Raw genomic sequence first — 21,327 nt, 5'->3', positions numbered from 1 at the left:
CGTTCCGTTTCCGGTTCGGATTCTGTTTCCGGTGGCCGTTGGAGGGCCTTTGCCTTTCGGCGTGCCACCACTTTAGACCATTTCCCCTGCGGCTCATAATCGGGCCGCTGGAATTCCGTTTCGGACATGCCGAAAGGAGAACCCTTTTGGGGAGATCGATCTGGGTGGTGGGTGGCTGCCCCTGGGGTGCCTGGAACGGCAGGCCCAGCTCTTGCAGCTCGGTAGACACTAGGCCGTTCGGCGCCCCAAGTCAAGCCCTCCTGCGGCGCGGTGCGTGGGCCCGGTAGGGGCTCACGGTGGGGTCGCCGTCGATCCAGAAGCGCCAGGGGTGGGTGGCCCCGTCGCCGCCGACACCGGTGCGGGGCCCGGTGAGGACCTGGTCGGGAGGGACCGGGGTGCCGGTGAGGACGGAGAGCGGGGACTCGGGGCCGGCGCAGGCGTCGGTGCCGTCCAGGGTGCGGTCCACGTCCAGGGCAGTGGCGAGGCGGGCCGGGCCTTTGGCCAGTTCCTTGTCGTACCGGGCCGAGACTCGACGTTTGCGGGCGAGTTCCTGGCCGACTCGGACCTCACCGGCGCGGAGCAGCACACCGCTCGCGAATCCCTCGGGTCCGCACACCAGGTTCAGGCAGTGCCACATGCCGTAGGTGAAGTAGACGTACGCGTGGCCGGGGGGACCGAACATCACGGCGTTGCGGGCGGTGCGGCCCCGGTAGGCGTGGGAGCCTGGGTCGGCCTCGCCCGCGTACGCCTCCACCTCGGTGAGGCGGAGCTCGATGGGGCCGTCGTCCGTCAGGCGTACGAGGGTGCGGCCCAGCAGGTCCGGGGCGACCTCCAGTACGGGGCGGTCGAAGAAGTCCCGCGGCAGCGGCGTACGGTCGGAGCTCTCGATCATGTCGTACGAGCGTACTGGGAACCGGCCGCGGGCCTTACGCGTATGCGCGTATGCAGGGGTCAGGATCCGAAAAGGAGTGAACATGGGGTTCAAGAAGCTGCTCGCGAGCCTGGGCGCGGGGGGTGCGTCGGTCGAGACCGTGCTCACCGAGGCGAACGTGGTGCCCGGTGGGGTCGTCCAGGGTGAGGTGCGCATCCAGGGCGGCTCGGTGGACCAGCGGATCGAGGGGCTGTCCGTCGGTCTGCAGGCGCGGGTCGAGGTCGAGGGTGGTGACCAGGAGGTCAAGCAGGACATCGAGTTCACGAAGGTGCGGCTCGGTGGGGCCTTCGAGGTGCAGGCCGGGGCCGTGCACGTGGTGCCGTTCGGTCTGGACATCCCGTGGGAGACACCGGTCACCATGATCGCCGGGCAGCACCTGCGGGGGATGGACATCGGGGTGTCGACCGAGCTGGAGATCGCGCGGGCGGTGGACTCCAGCGACCTGGACGCGATCAACGTGCATCCGCTCCCGGCGCAGCAGGCGATCCTGGACGCGTTCATCCAGCTGGGCTTCCGGTTCAAGAGCGCCGACATGGAGCGCGGGCACATCCGCGGGACCCGGCAGCGGCTGCCGTTCTACCAGGAGATCGAGTTCCTGCCGCCGCAGCAGTACCGGGGGCTGAACCAGGTGGAGCTGACGTTCATCGCCGACGAGCGCGAGATGGACGTCGTCCTGGAGATGGACAAGAAGCCGGGGCTGTTCAGCGAGAGCAGCGACTCCTACCGGGCGTTCACGGTGGGGCTGACCGACTTCCACACCACGGACTGGGCCGCCTACCTGAACCAGTGGCTCGCCGATGTGGGTGGGCGCCGGAACTGGCTCTAGGCTCGGCAGGGACCATCGAGGAACAGCGAGACGGAGGTTCTGACGTGACCGTGGGCAGGGAGAAGAGGGCGCCGCTCCCCCACGACTTCCATCCGCAGGTGCCGTCGTTCACCGTGGTGAGCGACGACATCGCGCCGGGAGCCGTGCTGGCGGACGGGCAGGTGTACGCCAGGGGGAACACCTCGCCGCAGCTGCGGTGGGAGGGCTTCCCCGCGGAGACCAAGAGCTTCGCCGTGACGTGCTTCGACCCGGACGCGCCCACCGGCAGCGGATTCTGGCACTGGGTGCTGTTCGACATCCCCGCGTCGGTGACCGAGCTGCCGGCGGGTGCGGGCGGCGGGAAGTTCGAAGGGCTTCCCGACGGGGCCGTGCACGTCCGCAACGACTACGGGTCGAAGGACTTCGGCGGTGCCGCGCCGCCGGCGGGCGAGGACCACCGTTACGTCTTCACCGTGTACGCGGTGGACTCCGAGAAGCTCGGTCCGGACGCGGACGCCTCCCCCGCCGTGGTCGGGTTCAACCTCCGGTTCCACACCCTGGCGCGTGCGCAGCTGATCGGTCATTACGCGGAGCCCGCGGAGAGCTGACCGTTCGCTTTTTGTTTGCCCGCTCCTGGTCTTGGAGAGATCAGGAGCGGGCATCTTTCGTTGCGCACGGATATTGCGTTGTCCAACCCGGCGCGCCCGGCCAGAGTTGGTTCCCAGCCCCAGGCCCGCCACCAAGGGCAGGGCCGGCACACGGGAGGTGGGCAGGATGCGGGACACCCTGGTACTCAACGCCAGCTTCGAGCCGCTTTCGACGGTGACGCTCAACCGTGCGGTGGTGCTCGTACTCCAGGACAAGGCCGTGGTCGAGCAGGAGCATCCCCGTCTGCGCATGCGTGCCGCCGCCGTCGAGCTCCCGGTGCCCCGGGTGATCAGGTTGTGCCGGTACGTCAGGGTGCCGTTCCGAAGACAGGCCCCGTGGTCGAGGCGGGGTGTGCTGGTACGGGACCAGCACAGGTGCGCGTACTGCGGAAGGCGCGCGACGACCGTGGACCACGTGGTTCCACGGGCGCAGGGTGGCGGGGACAACTGGCTGAACACGGTGGCGTCCTGCGCGGAGGACAATCACCGCAAGGCGGACCGTACGCCGGAGCAGGCCGGGATGCCGCTGCTGCACGAGCCGTTCATACCGTCGCCGGCCGACGCGATGCTGCTGGCGCTCGGCGCGCGGGACCGGGCGGGTCTGCCGGACTGGCTCTCCTCGGCGGCCGCGTGAGCCGCCACGGGTGATCCGGGGAGCTGCGGTGGGTCGCGGCCCCCGGGTGGTTGAGGGACCGGAGTCCGTCCCGTCGTCGGACCGGGGCGGACTTCGTCGTGCGGGCGCCGGCGTACCGGTGTGGCGGAAGGCGCCGCCGTGGGGTCATCCCCTGGTGGTGAGCTGGATGATCGCGAGGACACCGACGACGATGATCACGCCGCGCAGGACGGCCGGCGGGAGGCGGCGGCCGACCTTGGCGCCGATCTGACCGCCGATGGTGGAGCCGACGGCGATGAGCAGGACCGCCGTCCAGTCGAAGTGGGCGACGAAGAGGAAGAAGAGCGCGGCGATGGTGTTGACGACCGCCGCGAGGACGTTCTTGGTCGCGTTGAGACGCTGCATGGTGTCGTGCAGCAGCATGCCCATGAGGGAGAGGTAGATGATCCCCTGGGCGGCGGTGAAGTAGCCGCCGTAGACGCTGGCGAGGAGAAGACCGGCGAAGAGGAGCGGGCCGCCGTCGGGGTTGCCGCGGCTGCCTTCGCGTTCGCGGCGGCGACGGACGGCCCGGGAGATGCGGGGTTGCAGGAGGACCAGCACCAGGGCCAGGGCGACCAGGACCGGGACGATGGTCTCGAAGGCGGTGGAGGGCAGGAGCAGGAGCAGTACGGCTCCGCAGAGTCCTCCGGTGGCGGCGGCGGCGCTCAGGCGCAGGATGCGGCGGCGCTGGCCGGCCAGTTCGGCGCGGTAGCCGATGGCCCCGCTGATGGAGCCGGGGATCAGGCCGAGCGCGTTGGAGACGGTGGCGGTGACCGGTGGGAGGCCGGTGGCGACCAGGACCGGGAAGGTGATCAGTGTTCCCGATCCCACGATGGTGTTGATCGTGCCGGCGCCGATGCCCGCGGCGAAGACGGCGAGCATTTCCCAGATCGTCACGCTGTGCCCTCCGTGCAGGATCAGTGCTTGCGGGGTCGGTGCTTGGTGCACTGATCATGCACGAAGGGAGGGGCCGTCAGTCGACCGGGGGCTCTTCGCGGCGCTGCGCCGGGGGGCGTTCCTTGCCGGTGCCACCGGTGTTGAAGCCGGGGGCGCCGCCGCCGAGGTTGCCGAAGGCGCCGGAGAGGCCCTTGAGGGCGTCGCCGATCTCGCTGGGGACGATCCAGAGCTTGTTGGCGTCGCCCTCGGCGATCTTCGGGAGCATCTGGAGGTACTGGTAGGACAGGAGCTTCTGGTCGGGGTCGCCGGCGTGGATGGCTTCGAAGACCGTGCGGACCGCCTGCGCCTCGCCCTCGGCACGCAGGGCCGCGGCCTTGGCCTCACCCTCGGCGCGGAGGATGGCGGACTGCTTCTCGCCCTCGGCGGTGAGGATCTGGGACTGCCGGATGCCTTCGGCGGTGAGGATCGCGGCGCGCTTGTCGCGGTCGGCGCGCATCTGCTTCTCCATCGAGTCCTGGATGGAGGTCGGGGGCTCGATGGCCTTGAGCTCGACGCGGTTGACGCGGATGCCCCACTTGCCGGTGGCCTCGTCGAGGACGCCGCGGAGGGCGGCGTTGATCTCCTCGCGGGAGGTCAGGGTCCGCTCCAGGTCCATGCCGCCGATGATGTTGCGGAGGGTGGTGACGGTGAGCTGCTCGATGGCCTGGATGTAGCTGGCGACCTCGTAGGTCGCGGCGCGGGCGTCGGTCACCTGGTAGTAGATGACGGTGTCGATGTTCACGACCAGGTTGTCCTGGGTGATCACCGGCTGGGGCGGGAAGGGGACGACCTGTTCGCGCAGGTCGATCCGGTTGCGGATCGAGTCGATGAACGGGACGACGATGTTCAGTCCCGCGTTGAGGGTGCGGGTGTAGCGGCCGAAGCGCTCGACGATGGCGGCGCTGGCCTGCGGGATGACCTGGATCGTCTTGATCAGGGCGATGAAGACGAGCACCACCAGGATGACCAGGACGATGATGACTGATGGCATCGTGTGTTCCCCGTGCCCTTCGCTGCCGGTTGTCTGCCGGTTCGTTGCCGGTCGGTTCGATGATCGAGTTTCGCAGACGGCGGGGTCGCGTGTGCGCCGTTCCGCGGGAGTTGACCGGGTTCCTGCGCCTGATGCCCCATCACATCACCACGGCGGTCGCTCCGTCGATCTCGACCACGTCCACCTGGCGGCCCGGTTCGAAGACCTGCTCGGTGTCGAGGGCGCGGGCGGACCAGACCTCGCCGGCCAGCTTGATACGGCCACCGCCGCCGTCGACGCGTTCGAGGACGACGGCCTGACGACCCCTCAGGGCGTCGATGTTGGTGGCGTGTTGGGGCCGCCCGTCGCGGTGGCGGGCCGCGATGGGGCGTACCACCGCGATGAGGGCGACGGAGACGGCGGCGAAGACCACCACCTGGGCGACCACGCCGAAGCCGAGGGCCGCGGTGACGGCCCCGGCGACGGCTCCGACGGACAGCATTCCGAATTCCGGCATCGCGGTCAGTACGAGCGGGATGCCGAGTCCCACCGCGCCGATCAGCCACCAGACCCATGCGTCGATGTCCACGTGGTCATGGTAGGTGCGGGGGTCGGGTCGCCGACAGGGCGCGGTGGGGGCGGGTGCCGCGCCCCTCTACGACAGGGGAAGGCCCTGTGCGGTGTAACGGTCGCCGACGCGCTCGACGACGAGCGGCAGGCCGAAGCAGTGGGAGAGGTTGCGGGAGGTCAGCTCCATCTCCACCGGTCCGGCGGCGAGCACCTTGCCCTGACGGATCATCAGGACGTGGGTGAAGCCCGGCGGGATCTCCTCGACGTGGTGGGTGACCATGATCATGGAGGGGGCGTACGCGTCACGGGCGAGGCGTCCGAGACGGCGCACCAGGTCCTCGCGGCCGCCGAGGTCGAGACCGGCGGCCGGCTCGTCCAGGAGCAGCAGCTCGGGGTCGGTCATCATGGCGCGGGCGATCAGGGTGCGCTTGCGTTCGCCCTCGGAGAGGGTGCCGAACGTGCGGTCGAGGTACTCGGTCATGCCGAGGCGGTCGAGGAAGGCGCGGGCGCGGTCCTCGTCGACGGCGTCGTACCTCTCGTGCCAGGTGGCCGTCATGCCGTACGCGGCGGTGAGGACGGTCTGGAGGACGGTCTGCCGCTTGGGCAGCTTCTCGGCCATGGCGATACCGGCCATGCCGATGCGCGGGCGGAGGTCGAAGACGTCGACCTTGCCGAGCTGGTCGCCCAGGATGCGGGCGGTGCCGGAGCTCGGGTAGAGGTAGCTGGAGGCGACGTTGAGGAGGGTGGTCTTGCCGGCGCCGTTGGGGCCGAGGATGGCCCAGCGCTCGCCTTCCTTGACCGACCAGGAGACGTCTTCCACCAGAGCACGTCCGTCGCGGACCACGGATACGTCCACCAGCTCCAGTACATCGCTCATGAGCGCGTTGTCTCCCCTATGCGGTCGAGTCTCGTCGTCGCTTGCGCCTGTGGGCGAAGCTCCCAGGGGAAAACCTACGCCACTGGTGGCGCGACCCGGTCCTTAGGTCTCCTTTGGCCCGGGGTCCCGCCCGGTGTGCGGTGGTGGCCTTCGCCCCTGGGGCGCCGACGGGCCGGGCCGGGCGGCGCTGCTCCGTCCCGGTGTGCGGACCTTCGCGGACCGCCCGGGTCCGGCCGGGAGAGTGCCTAGGGTGGGGGGATGCTTTCGGAACCACGTTCAGGACGGTTGGCCGCATGGGGGAACTCCCTGCTGGCCGGGTTGGTGTCGCCGGATGAGGCCGTGCTCGCGATCGTCGGGGACGACGCGGTGCACCGGGTGGAGGGGCTGCCCGGTGAGGCGGGGCCGGTCGGTCTGACGCTGGCGCTTGGCAGGCTGCGGGCGCTCGGGGTCGCGGGGTGGCGGGTGGCGCTGCCGGCGCCGGGTCACCCGCTGGGGCTGAGCGGGCCGCCGGAGTTCAACGCCCGGGCGCTGGAGGTGGAGGAGGCGGTCGTCGGGTACGGGGCGCCTTTCGGCCTCGTACCGGAGGTGTACGAGGCGGGGCCGGACGGTGCGGAGCGTCCCGAGGACACGCATGTGGAGGTGGTCTGGCACTGCCTGCCGGTACGGGAGGCGCCGCCGGCGGACGTGCCGTCGCTCGGGGAGGCGGAGCGGGAGCTGGCGGAGGCGCTGCGGGAGGCCACGGTGGTTCTGACGCGGCTGGACGTGGCGGCGTCGGGGCCCGTGGCCGAGGCGGCGCTGGACGCGTACCGGGCGAGGGCGGAGGCGGGGCGCGAGGTGCTGGCGCCCGGATATCCGCCGCGGGCGGTACGGGTGCTGGAGCTGGCGCAGCGGGTGGGGCTGCTGATCTCGCTGGCGTACTCGCCCGCGTACGGCACGGGGGGCGCGCACGGCGGGGCGGTGAGCGCCTCGGAGATGGCGGCCCGCGCGGAGGCGCTGCGTCCGGTGGAGCGGGTGGCCAGGCGGGCGCAGGTGGCGGCGTTCAACGCGTGGGTGGAGGAGCGCGAGCGCGACCGGGGGTGAGGAGTGGGGGCCGGGCGGGGATGCGGAGCGGGGCGGATGCCTTGCGGCGGCGTGGCTCGCCCGGTGGGGGCGTCCCGGCCCGGTGGGGGCGGGCGTCCGGGCCGGTGGGGGCCGGGCCTGCCCGGGGCGCCGCTGAGCCGTGGCGCACGCCGGGCCGGCGGGGGGCCCGGCGTGGAGGGGTGGCCGGTGGGGTGGGGGCCGGGGCTCGTGGGGGGCCCGGGGTTCCGCTGCGGGGCGGGGCGGCCCCCAGGTGGGGCTGGGGGCCGGGCGGCTTCCGGCGTCAGTGGTTGACGGCGGCGTTGCCGAAGGCCGGGTTGAGAAGGCCGATCACGTTGACGCTGTTGCCCGAGACGTTCACCGGGACGTGGACCGGGACCTGAACCAGGTTGCCGGACGCGACGCCGGGCGATCCGATCGCCGCGCCGTCCGCGTGGGCACCGCTGGTGGCGGACGCGGCGCCCGCGGCGGCGGCCACGAGCCCGCCGGCGACCATGGTGACAGCTGCGGCCCTCTTCAGGTTCTTCACTTCGCACATCCTCCGTCGACTACCGCCGCGGCGATCACCGCGGCACGCCATGGAGAACGGACAGGCGGCGCCCCGGTTACGCCGAGTGGGTGACGTACACCCGACAGTATGAATTTCGACCCGGGGGTGACGCACGGGTTGACCCCACCGCCTCCGGTCAGCCGGTCAGCCGGTCAGGCCGTGGCGCACCGCCCAGAGCGCGGCCTGGGTGCGGTCGGCGAGGTCCAGCTTCATCAGGATGTTGGAGACGTGCGTCTTGACGGTCTTCTCGGAGAGGACCAGGGCCCGGGCGATCTCCCGGTTGGAACGGCCGTCCGCGATCAGGCCGAGCACCTCACGTTCCCGCTCGGTGAGGGTGCCGCCCCGGCCCGTGCCGCCGTTCGCCTCCTCCTGCGAGAGCAGCGCCATGGCCACCTCCGGCTGGAGCAGGACGTGGCCGGCGTGCACGGAGCGGATGGCGCCGGCCAGCGCGTCCGGGTCGACGTCCTTGTAGACGTAGCCCGAGGCGCCCGCCCGCAGCGCGGGGATCACCGTGCGCTGCTCGGTGAAGCTGGTGACGATCAGCACCTTGGCGGGGTTGCCCAGCTCGTGCAGCTTGCGCAGGGCCTCGATGCCGTCCGTCCCGGGCATCTTGACGTCCATGAGGACCACGTCGGGGCGCAGTTCCTCGGCGCGCTCCACTCCCTCGGCGCCGTCGCCCGCCTCCCCCACGACCTCGATGTCGTCCTGGACCTCCAGGAACGTGCGCAGGCCACGGCGGACCACCTGGTGGTCGTCGACCAGCAGGACGCGGATGGTCTTGTCAGCCACCGGGGACCTCCATCTCGATCGTGGTGCCCTTCCCGGGCGCGGACTGGACGGTGAGTCTGCCGCCGACGCCGCTCGACCGGTCCCGCATGGAGACCAGGCCGAGGTGGCGGCCCGCCCGCCGGACCGAGCGCGGGTCGAAGCCGCCGCCGTCGTCGGTGACGCTGAGCAGCGCGCCCTGGCCGTGCCGTACGAGGGTCACGGCGACCCGTTCGGCGCCCGAGTGGCGCAGGGCGTTGTGCAGGGCTTCCTGGGCGACCCGCAGCACGGCCTCCTCCTGGGCGGCCGGCAGGGCGCGCACGCCCGAGCTGTCGAAGGTGACGTGGGCGGTGTGGGCGCGGTCCAGCACCTGTATCTGGGTGCGGAGGGTGTGGACCAGGCCGTCCTCGTCCAGCGCGGCGGGGCGCAGCTCGACGACCGCGGCGCGCAGCTCGTCCGCCGCCTCGGCGGCCAGCGCGGCGACCTGCTGGAGCTCGCCCTTGGCGCGGGCCGGGTCGCGGTCGACGAGGGCGGCGGCCGCCTGGGCGGTGAGGCGCAGGGAGAACAGCTTCTGGCTGACCGCGTCGTGCAGCTCGTGGGCGAGCCGCGAGCGCTCCTCGGCGATGGTGAGCTCCCGGCTGCGCTCGTACAGCCGGGCGTTGGTGAGGGCTATCGCGGCGTGCTGGGCCAGGATGCCGAGCAGTTCCTCGTCGTCCTCGGTGAAGCCGCAGCCGCCCTCCGGGGCGGGGCCCTCGGGGCAGCCCTTGTTGGCGAGGAACAGGGCGCCGATCGTCTCGTCGCCGTCGCGGATCGGCAGGCCCAGGAAGTCGGACATGTCGGGGTGGGCGGCCGGCCAGCCCTCGAAGCGGGGGTCCTTGCGGACGTCGGCCAGGCGCTCGGGCTTCGCCTCGTGGAGCATCGCCGCCAGGATGCCGTGCTGGCGCGGCAGGGGGCCGATCGCCTTCCACTGTTCCTCGCTGACGCCGTCCACGACGAACTGGGCGAACCCCCCGTGGTCGTCGGGGACGCCCAGGGCCGCGTACTCGGCGTCGAGCAGCTCGCGGGCGGAGGCCACGATCGTCTTGAGGACGTCGCGGACCTCCAGGTGCCTGCTCATCGCGAGCAGGGCGGTGCTGACGGCGGCGAGGCCGGAGCCGGGCGGTCGATCGGTCATGCGTTCACGGTACCGGCGGGGTGTGACGGTCCGTATCGGACCGGGGACGGCGGCGAGGTGGGGCGGAGGGCCTAGGTCGAAGGGCCCCGGAGGTCCGGGCTCGGGGCCGAAGCGGCGGGCGGGGGGACCGCTCCAGGCTGAGGGCATCGGTTGTCCGCGCTTTGCGAGGGGATGGGTGTCATGGCAGTCGCGATCGTCACGGGGGCTTCCAAGGGGCTGGGGAGGGCACTGGCCGTCGCGCTGGCCCGGCAGGGCTGGGACCTGGTGCTGGACGCCAGGACCGGCCCCGTGCTGGAGGAGGCCGCGCGGGAGGTGCGGGCGCACGGGACGCGGGTGGTGGCACTGCGGGGGGACGTCACGGACGGGTGGCACCGGGCGGCACTGGTGGCGGCCGCGCGGGAGCTGGGCGGGCTGGACCTGCTGGTGAGCAATGCGAGCGCGCTGGGTGCCGAGCCGCTCGTACGGCTGGACGCGCTGCCGCTGGACGGGTTGCGGGCGGCGCTGGAGACGAACGTGGTGGGCGCTCTCGGCCTCGTGCAGGAGGCGCTGCCGCTGCTGCGGGCGAGCGGGGCGGGGACGGTGGTCGCGGTCAGTTCGGACGCGGCGGTGGAGGCGTACGGGACGTGGGGCGGCTACGGGGCGTCGAAGGCGGCGCTGGACCGGCTCGCGGCGGTCCTGGCCGTCGAGGAGCCGGGGCTGCGGGTGTGGGCGGTCGACCCGGGCGACATGCGGACGGACCTGTACCGGGCCGCCGTCCCGGCGGACGACGACTCCGGCCGTCCCCGTCCGGAGTCGGTGGTGCCGGCGTTCCTGCGGCTGCTGGCGCGGCGGCCGGCGAGCGGGCGGTACGTGGCGCCGGCGCTGCTGGAGGTGGACGCGTGAGCACGTCGATGGCCCTGCGGGTGCCGGAGGAGCTGTCCGCGCGGGTGCCGGCCGAGGAGCGGGGCGCGGGGCGGGACGACGTGCGGCTGATGGTGTCGCGCGGGCCGGCGGTGTCGCACCACGCGTTCCGGGAGCTGCCGGGGCTGCTGCGGGCGGGTGACGTGCTGGTGGTGAACACGTCGCCGACGCTGGCGGCCGCGGTGACCGGGAGGCTCGGCGGGGACGGCGGCGGTGTCGTGGTCGTGCACTTCTCCACGCGGGGGGACGACGGCCGGTGGGCGGTGGAGCTGCGGGACCCGGACGGGAGGGGCAGCACGCGTCCGCGGCGGGGCGGGCCGGTGGGGGCCGTGGTGCGGTTGCCGGGCGGGGGGCGGCTGGTGCTGGAGGAGCCGCTGGTGGCCGGCGCGCCGGGGGCGGGGCGGCTGTGGTGGGCCTCGGTGTCGGTGGAGGTGCCGGAGCTGCTGGCGGGGTACGGGCGTCCCGTCCGGTACGGGTACACGGAGCGGGACCAGCCGCTGTCCGCGTACCAGACGGTCTTCGCGCGCCCGTCGCCGGACGGCTCGGGTTCGGCGGAGATGCCGAGCGCGGGGCGGCCCTTCACGGCGGGCATGGTGGCGGAGCTGGTGAGCCGGGGCGTGCAGTTCGCGCCGGTGACGCTGCACACGGGGGTGGCGTCCGCGGAGGCGCACGAGCCGCCGTACCCGGAGCGCTTCGAGGTGCCGGAGGCGTCCGCGTGGCTGGTCGGCGCGGCCCGGGCGGGGGGCGGGCGGATCGTCGCCGTGGGGACGACCGCGGTACGGGCGCTGGAGTCGGCGGCCGGGGACGACGGGGTGGTGCGCCCGGCGGCGGGCTGGACGGATCTGGTGGTGACGCCGGGGCGCGGGGTGCGCGCGGTGGACGGTCTGCTGACCGGGCTGCACGAGCCCGAGGCGTCGCATCTGCTGATGCTGGAGGCGGTGGCGGGGCGGGTGGCGCTGGGGCGGGCGTACGCCGAGGCGCTGAGGCGGCGCTACCTCTGGCACGAGTTCGGCGACGTCCATCTCCTCCTCCCGGAGGAGGGTCCTCACTGAGAGCATTGCTCGTGCAACAGATGGTGAAACCGTTACGTGTCCGATGTGAGCCCGCACATAGGACCCAGGTCACTTACGAAGACGGCTAGTGGTGCACATAAGCACGAGATGAGTGCTGGTGGAGCGGGTGCGCAGCGGGTCCGGAGGCGCTCTCCGGGACCCGCTGATCCACTACCCGGCTTCGTACGTCACACCTTTGCCCCAGGATTTTGCTGCCGCTAAGAATTGCATCCGTCGCCCGCCGAGCAGGCGAAGCGCCGCCCTGGCCTTGCGACGTCCCGCGATTCGAAGAGGTACGACTGCATGTCCGCGAACAGCACCCGCCCCGGCTTCAGCCGTCTCAAGAAGAACCACAAGCTTTCCCTCGCCGGCGTTGCCACGCTGAGCGCCGCCGCGCTCGCGTTCTCCGTCGTTCCGGGCAACGACGCCGCCGCCGAGACGGAGCCGCAGGCCGTCGCCGCCGCCGCTGCCGCTCCGGTCGCGCTGGTGAACACCCAGAGCAAGCCGCTGCACCTCGGCATCACCGAGCAGCAGACCACCATCGAGCTGAAGGCCAAGGCCGACGCCGCCGCGAAGGCCAAGGCCGCCGCCGCCGTCAAGGCGCAGGCCGCCGCCAAGGCCCGGGCCGCCGCCAAGGCGAAGGCCGAGGCCGCCGCGGAGAAGCGTGCCGCCGCCAAGGCCGCCGCGAGCCGCGCCGCCGCCCGCAAGCCGATGTTCGCCGACAACCTCGACGGCTGGATCCGCGAGGCGCTCTTCATCATGAAGAAGCACAACATCCCGGGCACCTACGAGGGCATCCACCGCAACATCATGCGGGAGTCCAGCGGTAACCCGAACGCGATCAACAACTGGGACATCAACGCCATCAACGGCGTCCCGTCGATCGGCCTGCTCCAGGTCATCAAGCCGACGTTCGACACGTACCACATCCCCGGCACCAAGAAGAGCCAGTGGGACCCGGTCGCCAACATCGTCGCCGCCTGCAACTACGCGGCCGACCGCTACGGCTCCATGGACAACGTGAACAGCGCCTACTGAGCCCCGCCGCGTCCACCGGGCCCGGTCGGGCCGGTTCGCGAACGCCGGAGGGCGGCACCCCGTGCGGGTGCCGCCCTCCGGCGCGTCGCGTCCACGCGTCCTGCCGTGCTACTTGCGCATGACCTCCGGCTCGTGGCGGCGCAGCAGGCGCGCCACGATCACGCCGCAGAGGGCACCGAGCGCCAGCAGCGCGCCCATGTCCACCATCCACTGACCCACCTCGTGGTCCCACAGCGGGTCCGTGTCGGTGGGGTCGTCCTGGTTCGGGAACAGCCGGTTGAGGTCGGCGGTGGTTCCGGCGGCGGCGACGGCCCAGCGGGACGGCATCAGGTACGAGAACTCGTTGACGCCGACCTGGCCGTGCAGGGTGAACAGGCAGCCGGTGAAGACGACCTGGATGATCGCGAACATCACCAGCAGCGGCATGGTCTTCTCCGCGGTCTTCACCAGCGAGGAAATGATCAGGCCGAACATCATCGCGGTGAAGCCCAGCGCCATGATCGGCAGGCTCAGCTCCAGCCGGACCAGGGAGGAGCCGAAGAGCAGGCCCTCGTCCGGTACCTCGCGCATCCCGAAGCCGATACCTCCGATGATCGCGCCCTGCAGGATGGTGATCAGGCCGAGGACGATCACCTTCGACATCAGGTACGCCGAACGTGACAGGCCCGTGGCCCGTTCCCGTTCGTAGATCACCCGTTCCTTGATCAGTTCTCGTACGGAGTTGGCGGCGCCGGCGAAGCACGCGCCGACGGCCAGGATCAGCAGGATCGTGGCGGCGCTGCCGTTCGGGCCGCGGGGGCTCGGCCGGAGTCCGTAGTTCGAGCTGATCAGGGTGGAGACCACGCCGAGGACTGCGGGCAGAATCACCATCAGCGCCATGAAGCCCTTGTCGGAGGCGATGACGGAGAGGTAGCGGCGGATCAGGGTCCACAGCTGCGCGCCCCAGCCCTGCGGCTTGGGCGGGCGCATGGCCTGGGCCGGCGGCATCTGCACGGACTGGGCGGCGACGGCGTCGATGTCCGCGGCGTACATCTGGTAGTGCTGCGAGCCCTTCCAGCGGCCCGCCCAGTCGTAGTCGCGGTAGTTCTCGAACGCGGAGAAGACGTCGGCCCACGTGTCGTAGCCGAAGAAGTTGAGCGCCTCCTCCGGCGGGCCGAAGTACGCCACCGAGCCGCCGGGCGCCATCACCAGCAGCTTGTCGCACAGCGCCAGCTCGGCCACGGAGTGGGTGACGACGAGCACCGTGCGGCCGTCGTCGGCCAGGCCGCGCAGCAGCTGCATGACGTCGCGGTCCATGCCCGGGTCGAGGCCCGAGGTGGGCTCGTCCAGGAAGATCAACGACGGCTTCGTCAGCAGCTCCAGCGCCACGGAGACGCGCTTGCGCTGACCGCCGGAGAGGGCGGTGATCTTCTTGGTCTTGTGGATGTCGAGCTTCAGCTCGCGCAGGACCTCGTCGATCCGCGCCTCGCGCTCCTGGGCGGTGGTGTCCGCGGGGAAGCGGAGCTTCGCGGCGTACCGGAGCGCGGTGCGGACGGTCAGCTCCTTGTGCAGGATGTCGTCCTGCGGGACCAGACCGATGCGCTGGCGGAGTTCGGCGAACTGCTTGTACAGGTTCCGGTTGTCGTAGAGGACGTCGCCCTGGTTGGCGGGGCGGTACCCGGTGAGCGCCTTGAGCAGCGTCGACTTGCCGGAACCGGACGGGCCGATGACCGCGACGAGCGACTTCTCCGGGACGCCGAACGAGACGTCCTTGAGGATCTGCTTGCCGCCGTCGACCGTGACGGTGAGGTGGCGGGCCGAGAAGGAGACCTCACCGGTGTCGACGAACTCCTCGAGCCGGTCACCGACGAGCCGGAACGTCGAGTGGCCGACGCCGACGATGTCGTTGGGGCCGATGAGGGCCGAGCCGGACTTGGCGAGCGGCTGACCGTTGACGTACGTGCCGTTGTGCGAGCCGAGGTCGCGGATCTCGAAGCGGCCGTCGGGCGTGGCGTGGAACTCGGCGTGGTGGCGCGAGACCTGGAGGTCGGAGACGACCAGTTCGTTCTCGAGCGCACGACCGATGCGCATCACGCGGCCGAGGGCCAGCTGGTGGAAGGTGGTGGGGCTGCGCTCGGCGTGGACCGGCGAGGCCCCCGCCGGGACACCGCCGCCGTGGCCCGGCGCCTGTGCCTGCGGCGCGGCGGGGCCCGGCCGACCGGCCGGGCCGGGCTGCTGGTGCGGGACGTGCGGCGGGGCCGCGGCCTGCGCCTGGTGGGGCTGCTGGGCCTGATGGGGCCAGCCCTGCTGCGGCGGCTGGTGCTGCGGCGGCTGGTGCTGCGGCGGCACCTGCTGGGGTGCGGCCGGGGCCTGCTGCTGCCAGGGCTGCTGCGGCGGCGCCTGGTGGGCGGCCTGCTGGGCCTGCGCCTGCGGAGCGGCGGCCTGGGCGCTGTAGGCGCCCGCGCCGGCCGTGGCGTCGGTCAGGCTCACCCGGGGACCGTCGGTCGCGTTGCCGAGGTGCACGGCGGAGCCGGGAACGATCTCCATCTGGTGGATCCGCTGGCCCTGCACGTACGTGCCGTTGGTGGAGCCGTGGTCCTCGATGACCCAACTGCGGCCGTTCCAGCTGACCGTGGCGTGTCGCCACGAGACCCTTGCGTCGTCGATCACGAGGTCGCCCTGCGGATCACGTCCGAGGGTGTACGACCTGGACGGATCGAGAGCCCAGGTCCTTCCGTTCAATTCCAGTACGAGTTCCGGCACTCCATGCCCCACTACTTGTCCCCCGAGTTCCCCCCGTCGCAGGGAGTCTAGGGATGGCGAACATCGTGAGGAACTATTTCAGGCCCGGCACCGTAATCGAAAGTCGGGCGGTGTGAAGAGAGGGCGCAGGCACTCCGGCGCTCCGCCTCTCCCAGCCACCGAGCCGGGTGAAATGCACCCGGAGAGCGGCAAGTGCCCATGAGTGGGTACGCATCGGACACGATCCGGGCAACTCGGTACGAAGGATGGGCTCTTCGGGGATGCGCGCGCCCGGGAGGGGCGGGGGCGGGGGCAACCGGTGCGGCGATGTGATCCTGGCCTCGATCACCGCCATGAGCGGGGTGATGCCGTCCGTGGCGGGCACCGCGGCACCGCGACGGCGGGCGGTTCGTTCCCGCCACCGCGAGGTGACGCGCGCGAGCAGGGACGGCCGCGGGTGGCGTCGGGAAGGGGGTCGGCCCGCCGCGCCCGCGCCGGCCGCGCACGGCGGGTGCGGTCGGGGCGTGGAGACGGGGGCCCGGGCGACCGCGGCGGGTGTGCGGGCGTACCGGCCCGGCGACCGCCCCGCCCGGCGGGCTGCCCGAGCGCCGGCTCAGGGGGCGGGGCGGCTGCCCGGGTGCGGGTGGGCGGGCGGCGTGGGGCCGGGGCCGGCGGGGCGGGGCGGCAGGTTCCGGCGGGGCGGTCGCGGACGGACAGGTGTCCGGCACTCGGGACAGGGCGCGCCCGACCGCGTGGGGGCCGATACGGTGGGGGGACCATGAGCGCATCGCAGACCTCCGACGTTCCCACCCTTCTCGTCAAGATCTTCGGGAAGGACCGCCCGGGGATCACAGCCGGGCTGTTCGACACCCTGGCCGCCTTCTCCGTCGACGTGATCGACATCGAACAGGTCGTGACCCGTGGCCGCATCGTTCTGTGCGCGCTCGTCACGAAGCCGACCGTGAGCAGCGAGGGCGAGCTTCGGGCCACCGTGCACAGCTGGGCCGAGTCCCTGAATCTCCAGGCGGAGATCATCTCCGGTACGGGTGACAACCGGCCGCGCGGGTCGGGGCGGTCGCACGTCACGGTCCTCGGTCACCCGCTGACGGCCGAGGACACCGCCGCCATAGCGGCCACGATCACCGGCACGGGCGGGAACATCGACCGTATCTTCCGGCTGGCGAAGTACCCGGTGACGGCCGTGGAGTTCGCGGTGTCCGGTACGGAGACGGCGCCGCTGCGCACCGCGCTGGCCCGGCAGGCGCACGAGATCGGCGTGGACGTGGCGGTGGTGTCGGCGGGTCTGCACCGCAGGGCGCAGCGGCTGGTCGTCATGGACGTGGACTCGACGCTCATCCAGGACGAGGTGATCGAGCTCTTCGCGGCGCACGCGGGCTGCGAGGAGCAGGTCGCCGAGGTGACGGCGCGGGCGATGCGGGGCGAGCTGGACTTCGAGCAGTCGCTGCACGCGCGTGTGGCGCTGCTCGCCGGGCTGGACGAGTCGGTCGTGGACAAGGTGCGGTCCGAGGTCAGGCTGACCTCGGGGGCGCGCACCCTGATCCGTACGCTCAAGCGGCTCGGCTACCAGGTCGGGGTGGTCTCGGGCGGCTTCACGCAGGTCACGGACGATCTGAAGGTGCGGCTGGGGCTCGACTTCGCGTCGGCCAACACGCTGGAGATCGTGGACGGCAAGCTCACCGGCCGGGTCACCGGCGAGGTGGTCGACCGGGCCGGGAAGGCGCGGCTGCTGCGCCGGTTCGCCGCCGAGGCCGGCGTACCGCTCGCGCAGACGGTGGCGATCGGTGACGGCGCCAACGATCTGGACATGCTGAACACGGCCGGTCTGGGCGTGGCCTTCAACGCCAAGCCGGTGGTGCGCAAGGCGGCGCACACCGCCGTCAACGTGCCGTTCCTGGACACGGTGCTGTACCTGCTGGGCGTCACCCGCGAAGAGGTCGAGGCGGCGGACGCCGACCAGGACTAGCGTCCGGTCCGGCGGGGGGGGCACGCCGGGCACAGGCACCACGGGCGAAGGCCCGGGCACCCCTCGGTGTCCGGGCCTTCCCCATGCGCGTACGGGCAGCGGGCCTACTCGTGGGGCGCCCAGTAGCCGAGCAGGGTGCCCACGCCGTGCTCCACGGACTTCCAGGAGCCGTTGAACCCGATGACGGCGAAGGCGGAGGTCGGGAAGCCGCCCCGGTTCATCCGCGTCAGGGTGTCGCCCTCCGCCTGGCCGGCGAGGGCGTCGGCGACGGCGTGCATACCGGGGTTGTGCCCGATGACGAGAAGGTCGTTCACATCCTCGGGCGTCTCGTTGAGCAGCGCGATGATCTCCCCGGGTGAGGCTTCGTAGAGCCGCTCCTCGTACACGGTCCTGGGGCGCTGCGGCAGCTCGTGCACCGCCAGCTTCCATGTCTCGCGGGTCCTGGCGGCGGTCGAGCAGAGGGCCAGGTCGAAGGTGATTCCGGTCTCGGCGAGCCGCCGGCCCGCCACGGGGGCGTCCTTGCGGCCTCGCTCCGCGAGCGGGCGCTCGTGGTCGGACACCTCGGGCCAGTCGGCCTTCGCATGCCGGAGTAGCACGATCCTGCGGGGTGTATCGGCGCTCATGCTCACCAGCTTCGCATGAAAGACACCACGGGGCGGTGGGTGTTGACCACCTCGCCCGCCTAGCGTGCGAGTGTGTCCCGGATCTGTTCGAGGATCCGGCCGACCGCCGGGTCACCGCCCGTCGCGTGCGCCTCACCACCCCCGGCTATCAGCGAGAGCAGCACGACGAAGGCGAGCACGGGCAGCGCCACCGCCCACCACGGGAGCCGGATGGCGGCGGTTCCGGCTCGACCGCCCGCGCGACCGCCGGTGGGGCTTCCGCCGTCGGCGGCGGCGTGCGTCCGCTGCTGGTGCGTACGGGCCGACATGGCCGCCTCCGTGGGTCCGTGGTGCCGGGTCGAGGTCTCGGGGTGGCTTCCACGGTACGGATCATGGGCTGCCCGGCCCATCCGGCAGTCCACCCACTTGACCCTGACGCCGGCCCCCTAGGGGATGGTGGGGCAGGCCCCACCATCGCCGGGGGTCACGGGCGCCGGGAGGGCGACCGGGTCACGGCGAGGCGAGGGCGGCGATGACGCCGATGACCACACCGATCGCCAGCATCGTGCCGAGCACGACGAGGAGCTTCTTCTGGCCGTTCTGGGGATTCGGGTCGAGCACAGGCTGCATGGGCCCAGTCTCGCATCTCAGGTTTCGTCCTCGATCGTCCGGTCCCGTCCGGCGATGATCCCCACGATCATCTGGGGCACCATCAGCCCCATCATCAGCGCGAGGGGGGTCCCCCAGCCGCCGCTGTGTTCGTAGAGGGCGCCGACCAGGGTCGGCCCGGGGATGGAGATGAGGTAGCCGACGCTCTGGGCGAAGGCGGAGAGCCGGACGACGCCGCCGCCGGTCCGCGAGCGCATGCCGATCATGGTGAGGGCGAGCGGGAAGGCGCAGTTGGAGACGCCGAGCAGGAGCGCCCAGGCCCAGGCCCCGGCCGCCGGGGCGAAGTGGAGACCGGCGTACCCGCTCAGGCCGCACAGGCCGAGGACGACCACGATGGGGCCCTGGTTCTTCATGCGGGTGGCGAGCCGGGGGATAACGAAGGCGAGCGGCACGCCCATCACCATGGTCACGGCGAGCAGGACCCCGGCGGTGCCGGCGGACACCCCGGCGTCGCGGAAGATCTGCGGCATCCAGCCCATGGTGATGTAGGCGCCGGTGGCCTGGAGCCCGAAGAAGCAGCCGAGCGCCCAGGCCGTACGGCTGCGGGTGATCCGCGGCGCGGGGGCGGCCTCCGCGGTCCCTCCGCCGGCGGCCCCGGCGCCCGCGCCCGCCTCCGTACCCGCGCCGCGGCGGCGGACGAGCGGGAGCCAGGCCACCACGGCGAGGGCGCCGAGCACGGCCCACACGGCCAGGCCGGCGCGCCAGCTGCCGCCGAGCGCGTCCGTCACGGGGACGGTCGCGGCGGCCGCCAGGGAGGTGCCCAGGGCGAGGGCCATGGAGTACAGGCCGGTCATGGTGCCGACGCGGTCGGGGAAGTACCGCTTGACGATCACCGGCATCAGGACGTTGCTGACGGCGATGCCCATCAGGGCCAGGGCGCTGGCGGCCAGGAAGGCGACCGTGCCGCCGGCGAGGGGGCGCACGACCAGTCCGGCCGTGATGGCCACCATGCCGGCGAACACGACGGCACCGGGCCCGAAGCGGCGGGCGAGCCGCGGGGCGGTGATGCCGAAGACGGCGAAGCACAGCGGCGGCACGGAGGTGAGGACACCGGCGACACCGCCGCTCATGTGCAGCCCCGTCCGCACCTCCTCCAGGAGCGCGCCGAGGCTGGTGATGGCGGGGCGGAGGTTCAGCGCGGCCAGCACGAGCCCGACGATCAGGAGCCGGGCGAGCCAGGCCGTGCCCGCCCGCTCGGGAGCGGCCGCGGCGGGGGTGGGCGCCGGGGGGCGGCTCCTGGTGGGCGTCGGGACGCGGGTCTGGGGCTCGTCGGACATGGCTCCCATCATAGAATCATGGGATGATTGACTGTCCAATCCTCTGACGAGGATCTCCTCCAGGAGCCAAGGAGCACCATGGCGCTCAGCTCTCCCCGCCGGTCCGCGCTGTCCGACCAGGTGATCGCCGAGCTACGGAACCAGATCACCTCGGGCGAGTGGCCGGTCGGCTCCCGGATCCCCACCGAACCGGAGCTGGTCGAGCAGCTGGGCGTGGCCCGCAACACCGTCCGGGAGGCCGTCCGGGCGCTCGCGCACAACGGCCTGCTGGACATCCGGCAGGGCTCGGGCACCTATGTGGTCGCGACCAGTGAGCTGGCCGGGGTGATGCACCGGCGGTTCGCGGCGGCCGACCCCCGGCACATCGCCGAGCTGCGCTCCACGCTGGAGTCGTCGGCCGCGCGCCTGGCCGCCGCGCGGCGCACGGAGCGGGACATGAGACAGCTGGACGCCCTTCTCGCGCGGCGCGAGGAGGCGTGGGAGGCGGGTGACGCGGAGCGGTTCGTGGCGGCCGACGCGACGTTCCACCTCGCCGTGGTCGCCGCCTCGCACAACGAGGTGATGTCGGAGCTCTACGCCGACCTGGGGCACCTCATGCGGGACTGGCTGCGCGACGACGTGGGCCAGGACCTGCGGCCGGAGAACCACATGGACCACGCGCGGCTGGTGGAGGCCATCAGGGCCGGTGACGCCGAGGCGGCCGCCTCGGAGGCCGCCGGGTACCCGTTCGCCTGCCTCAGCGGCGATCGGGCACCGGCTGGTGACTGATCCAGGCCTCGCCGACCTCCTTCCAGCATCGCTGGGTCAGCTCCGCGTAGGCCGTGGGACCCACTTCGACGGGCGCGCTGTCGGAGTCGATGTCCCACCACCGGGCGCACTCGACGTGCAGCCGCACGCGGTCGGTGCCGGGGTTGGGATTGTGGCAGTACGCGGTGACGCGGGAGCCCTCGACGGAGGTACGGCACGAGGCGACGTACGCCTCCTTCTCCGCGGCGTGGGTGTGGGCGCCGAGCGCGAGCCCCGACAGCAGGACCGCGCCGGCGGACAGGGCCACCGTCCGGCGGCGGCGGGGGCGACGCCCGTCGCCCGGGGCCCGCGAACCCGCCCCGCGTGCCGCCCCCTGTGCCTCC

Annotated in this window: 23 protein-coding genes; 9 read left to right on the top strand and 14 right to left on the bottom strand. The window is 72.3% G+C overall.

Going from position 1 to position 21,327, the window contains the following annotated elements; translation table 11 throughout:
* Nucleotides 1-250: 250 nt before the first annotated feature.
* Entirely contained in the window at nt 251-892 is a 642-nt protein-coding gene (locus IE109_RS02905) for a DNA-3-methyladenine glycosylase (protein ID WP_189548802.1), read from the bottom strand.
* A gap of 82 nt (nt 893-974) precedes the next feature.
* Here IE109_RS02905 and IE109_RS02900 point away from each other — a divergent pair, with 82 nt between their 5' ends.
* From IE109_RS02900 to IE109_RS02890, 3 genes are all read left to right on the top strand, one after another.
* Nucleotides 975-1,757 carry a sporulation protein gene (locus IE109_RS02900; RefSeq protein ID WP_189548801.1) on the top strand — a complete coding sequence of 261 codons (783 nt, stop codon included), beginning with the start codon at nt 975-977 and terminating at the stop codon, nt 1,755-1,757.
* Nucleotides 1,758-1,807: 50 nt separating this feature from the next.
* A complete protein-coding gene (locus IE109_RS02895) occupies nt 1,808-2,344 on the top strand; it encodes a YbhB/YbcL family Raf kinase inhibitor-like protein (protein ID WP_189548853.1) in 537 nt (178 codons plus the stop codon).
* A 166-nt stretch (nt 2,345-2,510) separates the two neighbouring features.
* Nucleotides 2,511-3,017, top strand: coding sequence for an HNH endonuclease (locus tag IE109_RS02890; protein ID WP_189548800.1), 507 nt, complete (start codon nt 2,511-2,513; stop codon nt 3,015-3,017).
* Between the two features lie 144 nt (nt 3,018-3,161).
* On the opposite strand, the gene IE109_RS02885 is transcribed toward IE109_RS02890, so the two are convergent.
* The 4 genes from IE109_RS02885 to IE109_RS02870 form a co-directional block, all read right to left on the bottom strand.
* Entirely contained in the window at nt 3,162-3,932 is a 771-nt protein-coding gene (locus IE109_RS02885) for a sulfite exporter TauE/SafE family protein (RefSeq protein WP_189548799.1), read from the bottom strand.
* Between the two features lie 76 nt (nt 3,933-4,008).
* Nucleotides 4,009-4,962 (bottom strand): SPFH domain-containing protein, encoded by a 954-nt coding sequence (locus IE109_RS02880; protein WP_189548798.1) that lies wholly within the window; start codon nt 4,960-4,962, stop codon nt 4,009-4,011.
* A 139-nt stretch (nt 4,963-5,101) separates the two neighbouring features.
* Nucleotides 5,102-5,530, bottom strand: coding sequence for an NfeD family protein (locus IE109_RS02875; RefSeq protein WP_189548797.1), 429 nt, complete (start codon nt 5,528-5,530; stop codon nt 5,102-5,104).
* Between the two features lie 66 nt (nt 5,531-5,596).
* Nucleotides 5,597-6,388, bottom strand: coding sequence for an ABC transporter ATP-binding protein (locus tag IE109_RS02870; RefSeq protein WP_189548796.1), 792 nt, complete (start codon nt 6,386-6,388; stop codon nt 5,597-5,599).
* Nucleotides 6,389-6,646: 258 nt separating this feature from the next.
* Here IE109_RS02870 and IE109_RS02865 point away from each other — a divergent pair, with 258 nt between their 5' ends.
* The gene (locus tag IE109_RS02865; protein WP_189548795.1) at nt 6,647-7,468 is read left to right on the top strand and encodes an Rv1486c family protein; all 822 of its coding nucleotides are present in this window, start codon (nt 6,647-6,649) and stop codon (nt 7,466-7,468) included.
* 280 nt (nt 7,469-7,748) lie between these two features.
* On the opposite strand, the gene IE109_RS02860 is transcribed toward IE109_RS02865, so the two are convergent.
* The 3 genes from IE109_RS02860 to IE109_RS02850 all read right to left on the bottom strand — a co-directional run bounded on the left by IE109_RS02860 (nt 7,749) and on the right by IE109_RS02850 (nt 9,954).
* On the bottom strand, nt 7,749-7,994 hold the full coding sequence (locus IE109_RS02860; protein WP_189548794.1) for a chaplin: 246 nt from the start codon (nt 7,992-7,994) through the stop codon (nt 7,749-7,751).
* 165 nt (nt 7,995-8,159) lie between these two features.
* Nucleotides 8,160-8,804 carry a response regulator gene (locus tag IE109_RS02855; protein ID WP_189548793.1) on the bottom strand — a complete coding sequence of 215 codons (645 nt, stop codon included), beginning with the start codon at nt 8,802-8,804 and terminating at the stop codon, nt 8,160-8,162.
* A complete protein-coding gene (locus tag IE109_RS02850) occupies nt 8,797-9,954 on the bottom strand; it encodes a GAF domain-containing sensor histidine kinase (RefSeq protein WP_189548792.1) in 1,158 nt (385 codons plus the stop codon). Before IE109_RS02850 ends, IE109_RS02855 begins: the two co-directional genes overlap by 8 nt.
* Nucleotides 9,955-10,134: 180 nt before the next feature.
* Between IE109_RS02850 and IE109_RS02845 the strand changes: the two genes are divergently transcribed.
* From IE109_RS02845 to IE109_RS02835, 3 genes are all read left to right on the top strand, one after another.
* A complete protein-coding gene (locus IE109_RS02845; RefSeq protein ID WP_189548791.1) occupies nt 10,135-10,836 on the top strand; it encodes an SDR family NAD(P)-dependent oxidoreductase in 702 nt (233 codons plus the stop codon).
* An 8-nt stretch (nt 10,837-10,844) separates the two neighbouring features.
* The gene (locus IE109_RS02840) at nt 10,845-11,906 is read left to right on the top strand and encodes an S-adenosylmethionine:tRNA ribosyltransferase-isomerase (RefSeq protein ID WP_189548852.1); all 1,062 of its coding nucleotides are present in this window, start codon (nt 10,845-10,847) and stop codon (nt 11,904-11,906) included.
* A gap of 303 nt (nt 11,907-12,209) precedes the next feature.
* Nucleotides 12,210-12,944 carry a transglycosylase SLT domain-containing protein gene (locus IE109_RS02835; RefSeq protein WP_189548790.1) on the top strand — a complete coding sequence of 245 codons (735 nt, stop codon included), beginning with the start codon at nt 12,210-12,212 and terminating at the stop codon, nt 12,942-12,944.
* Between the two features lie 108 nt (nt 12,945-13,052).
* Here IE109_RS02835 and IE109_RS02830 read toward each other — a convergent pair whose 3' ends face one another.
* On the bottom strand, nt 13,053-15,698 hold the full coding sequence (locus IE109_RS02830) for an ABC transporter ATP-binding protein/permease (RefSeq protein ID WP_229890470.1): 2,646 nt from the start codon (nt 15,696-15,698) through the stop codon (nt 13,053-13,055).
* 745 nt (nt 15,699-16,443) lie between these two features.
* On the opposite strand from IE109_RS02830, the gene serB reads away from it, so the two are divergent.
* A complete protein-coding gene (gene serB, locus IE109_RS02825; protein WP_189548788.1) occupies nt 16,444-17,649 on the top strand; it encodes a phosphoserine phosphatase SerB in 1,206 nt (401 codons plus the stop codon).
* Between the two features lie 104 nt (nt 17,650-17,753).
* Here the strand turns inward: serB and IE109_RS02820 are convergent, their stop codons facing one another.
* From IE109_RS02820 to IE109_RS02810, 4 genes are all read right to left on the bottom strand, one after another.
* On the bottom strand, nt 17,754-18,272 hold the full coding sequence (locus IE109_RS02820) for a SixA phosphatase family protein (RefSeq protein WP_189548787.1): 519 nt from the start codon (nt 18,270-18,272) through the stop codon (nt 17,754-17,756).
* Between the two features lie 59 nt (nt 18,273-18,331).
* Nucleotides 18,332-18,580, bottom strand: coding sequence for a hypothetical protein (locus tag IE109_RS02815; protein ID WP_189548786.1), 249 nt, complete (start codon nt 18,578-18,580; stop codon nt 18,332-18,334).
* Between the two features lie 181 nt (nt 18,581-18,761).
* Nucleotides 18,762-18,881 (bottom strand): SGM_5486 family transporter-associated protein, encoded by a 120-nt coding sequence (locus tag IE109_RS33660; RefSeq protein WP_268251451.1) that lies wholly within the window; start codon nt 18,879-18,881, stop codon nt 18,762-18,764.
* 17 nt (nt 18,882-18,898) lie between these two features.
* Nucleotides 18,899-20,197: a CynX/NimT family MFS transporter gene (locus IE109_RS02810; protein ID WP_229890468.1), complete on the bottom strand. Its 1,299-nt coding sequence runs from the start codon at nt 20,195-20,197 to the stop codon at nt 18,899-18,901.
* A gap of 78 nt (nt 20,198-20,275) precedes the next feature.
* Between IE109_RS02810 and IE109_RS02805 the strand changes: the two genes are divergently transcribed.
* A complete protein-coding gene (locus IE109_RS02805) occupies nt 20,276-20,965 on the top strand; it encodes a FadR/GntR family transcriptional regulator (protein WP_189548784.1) in 690 nt (229 codons plus the stop codon).
* Here the strand turns inward: IE109_RS02805 and IE109_RS02800 are convergent.
* Entirely contained in the window at nt 20,934-21,251 is a 318-nt protein-coding gene (locus IE109_RS02800; RefSeq protein ID WP_189548783.1) for a hypothetical protein, read from the bottom strand. The two genes, IE109_RS02805 and IE109_RS02800, sit on opposite strands and share 32 nt — an antisense overlap.
* Nucleotides 21,252-21,327 lie beyond the last annotated feature (76 nt).

Origin of the sequence: Streptomyces lavendofoliae (assembly GCF_014649735.1) — a bacterium.
Taxonomy (GTDB): domain Bacteria; phylum Actinomycetota; class Actinomycetes; order Streptomycetales; family Streptomycetaceae; genus Streptomyces; species Streptomyces lavendofoliae.
This window is presented reverse-complemented; position numbering and strand designations above follow the sequence as displayed.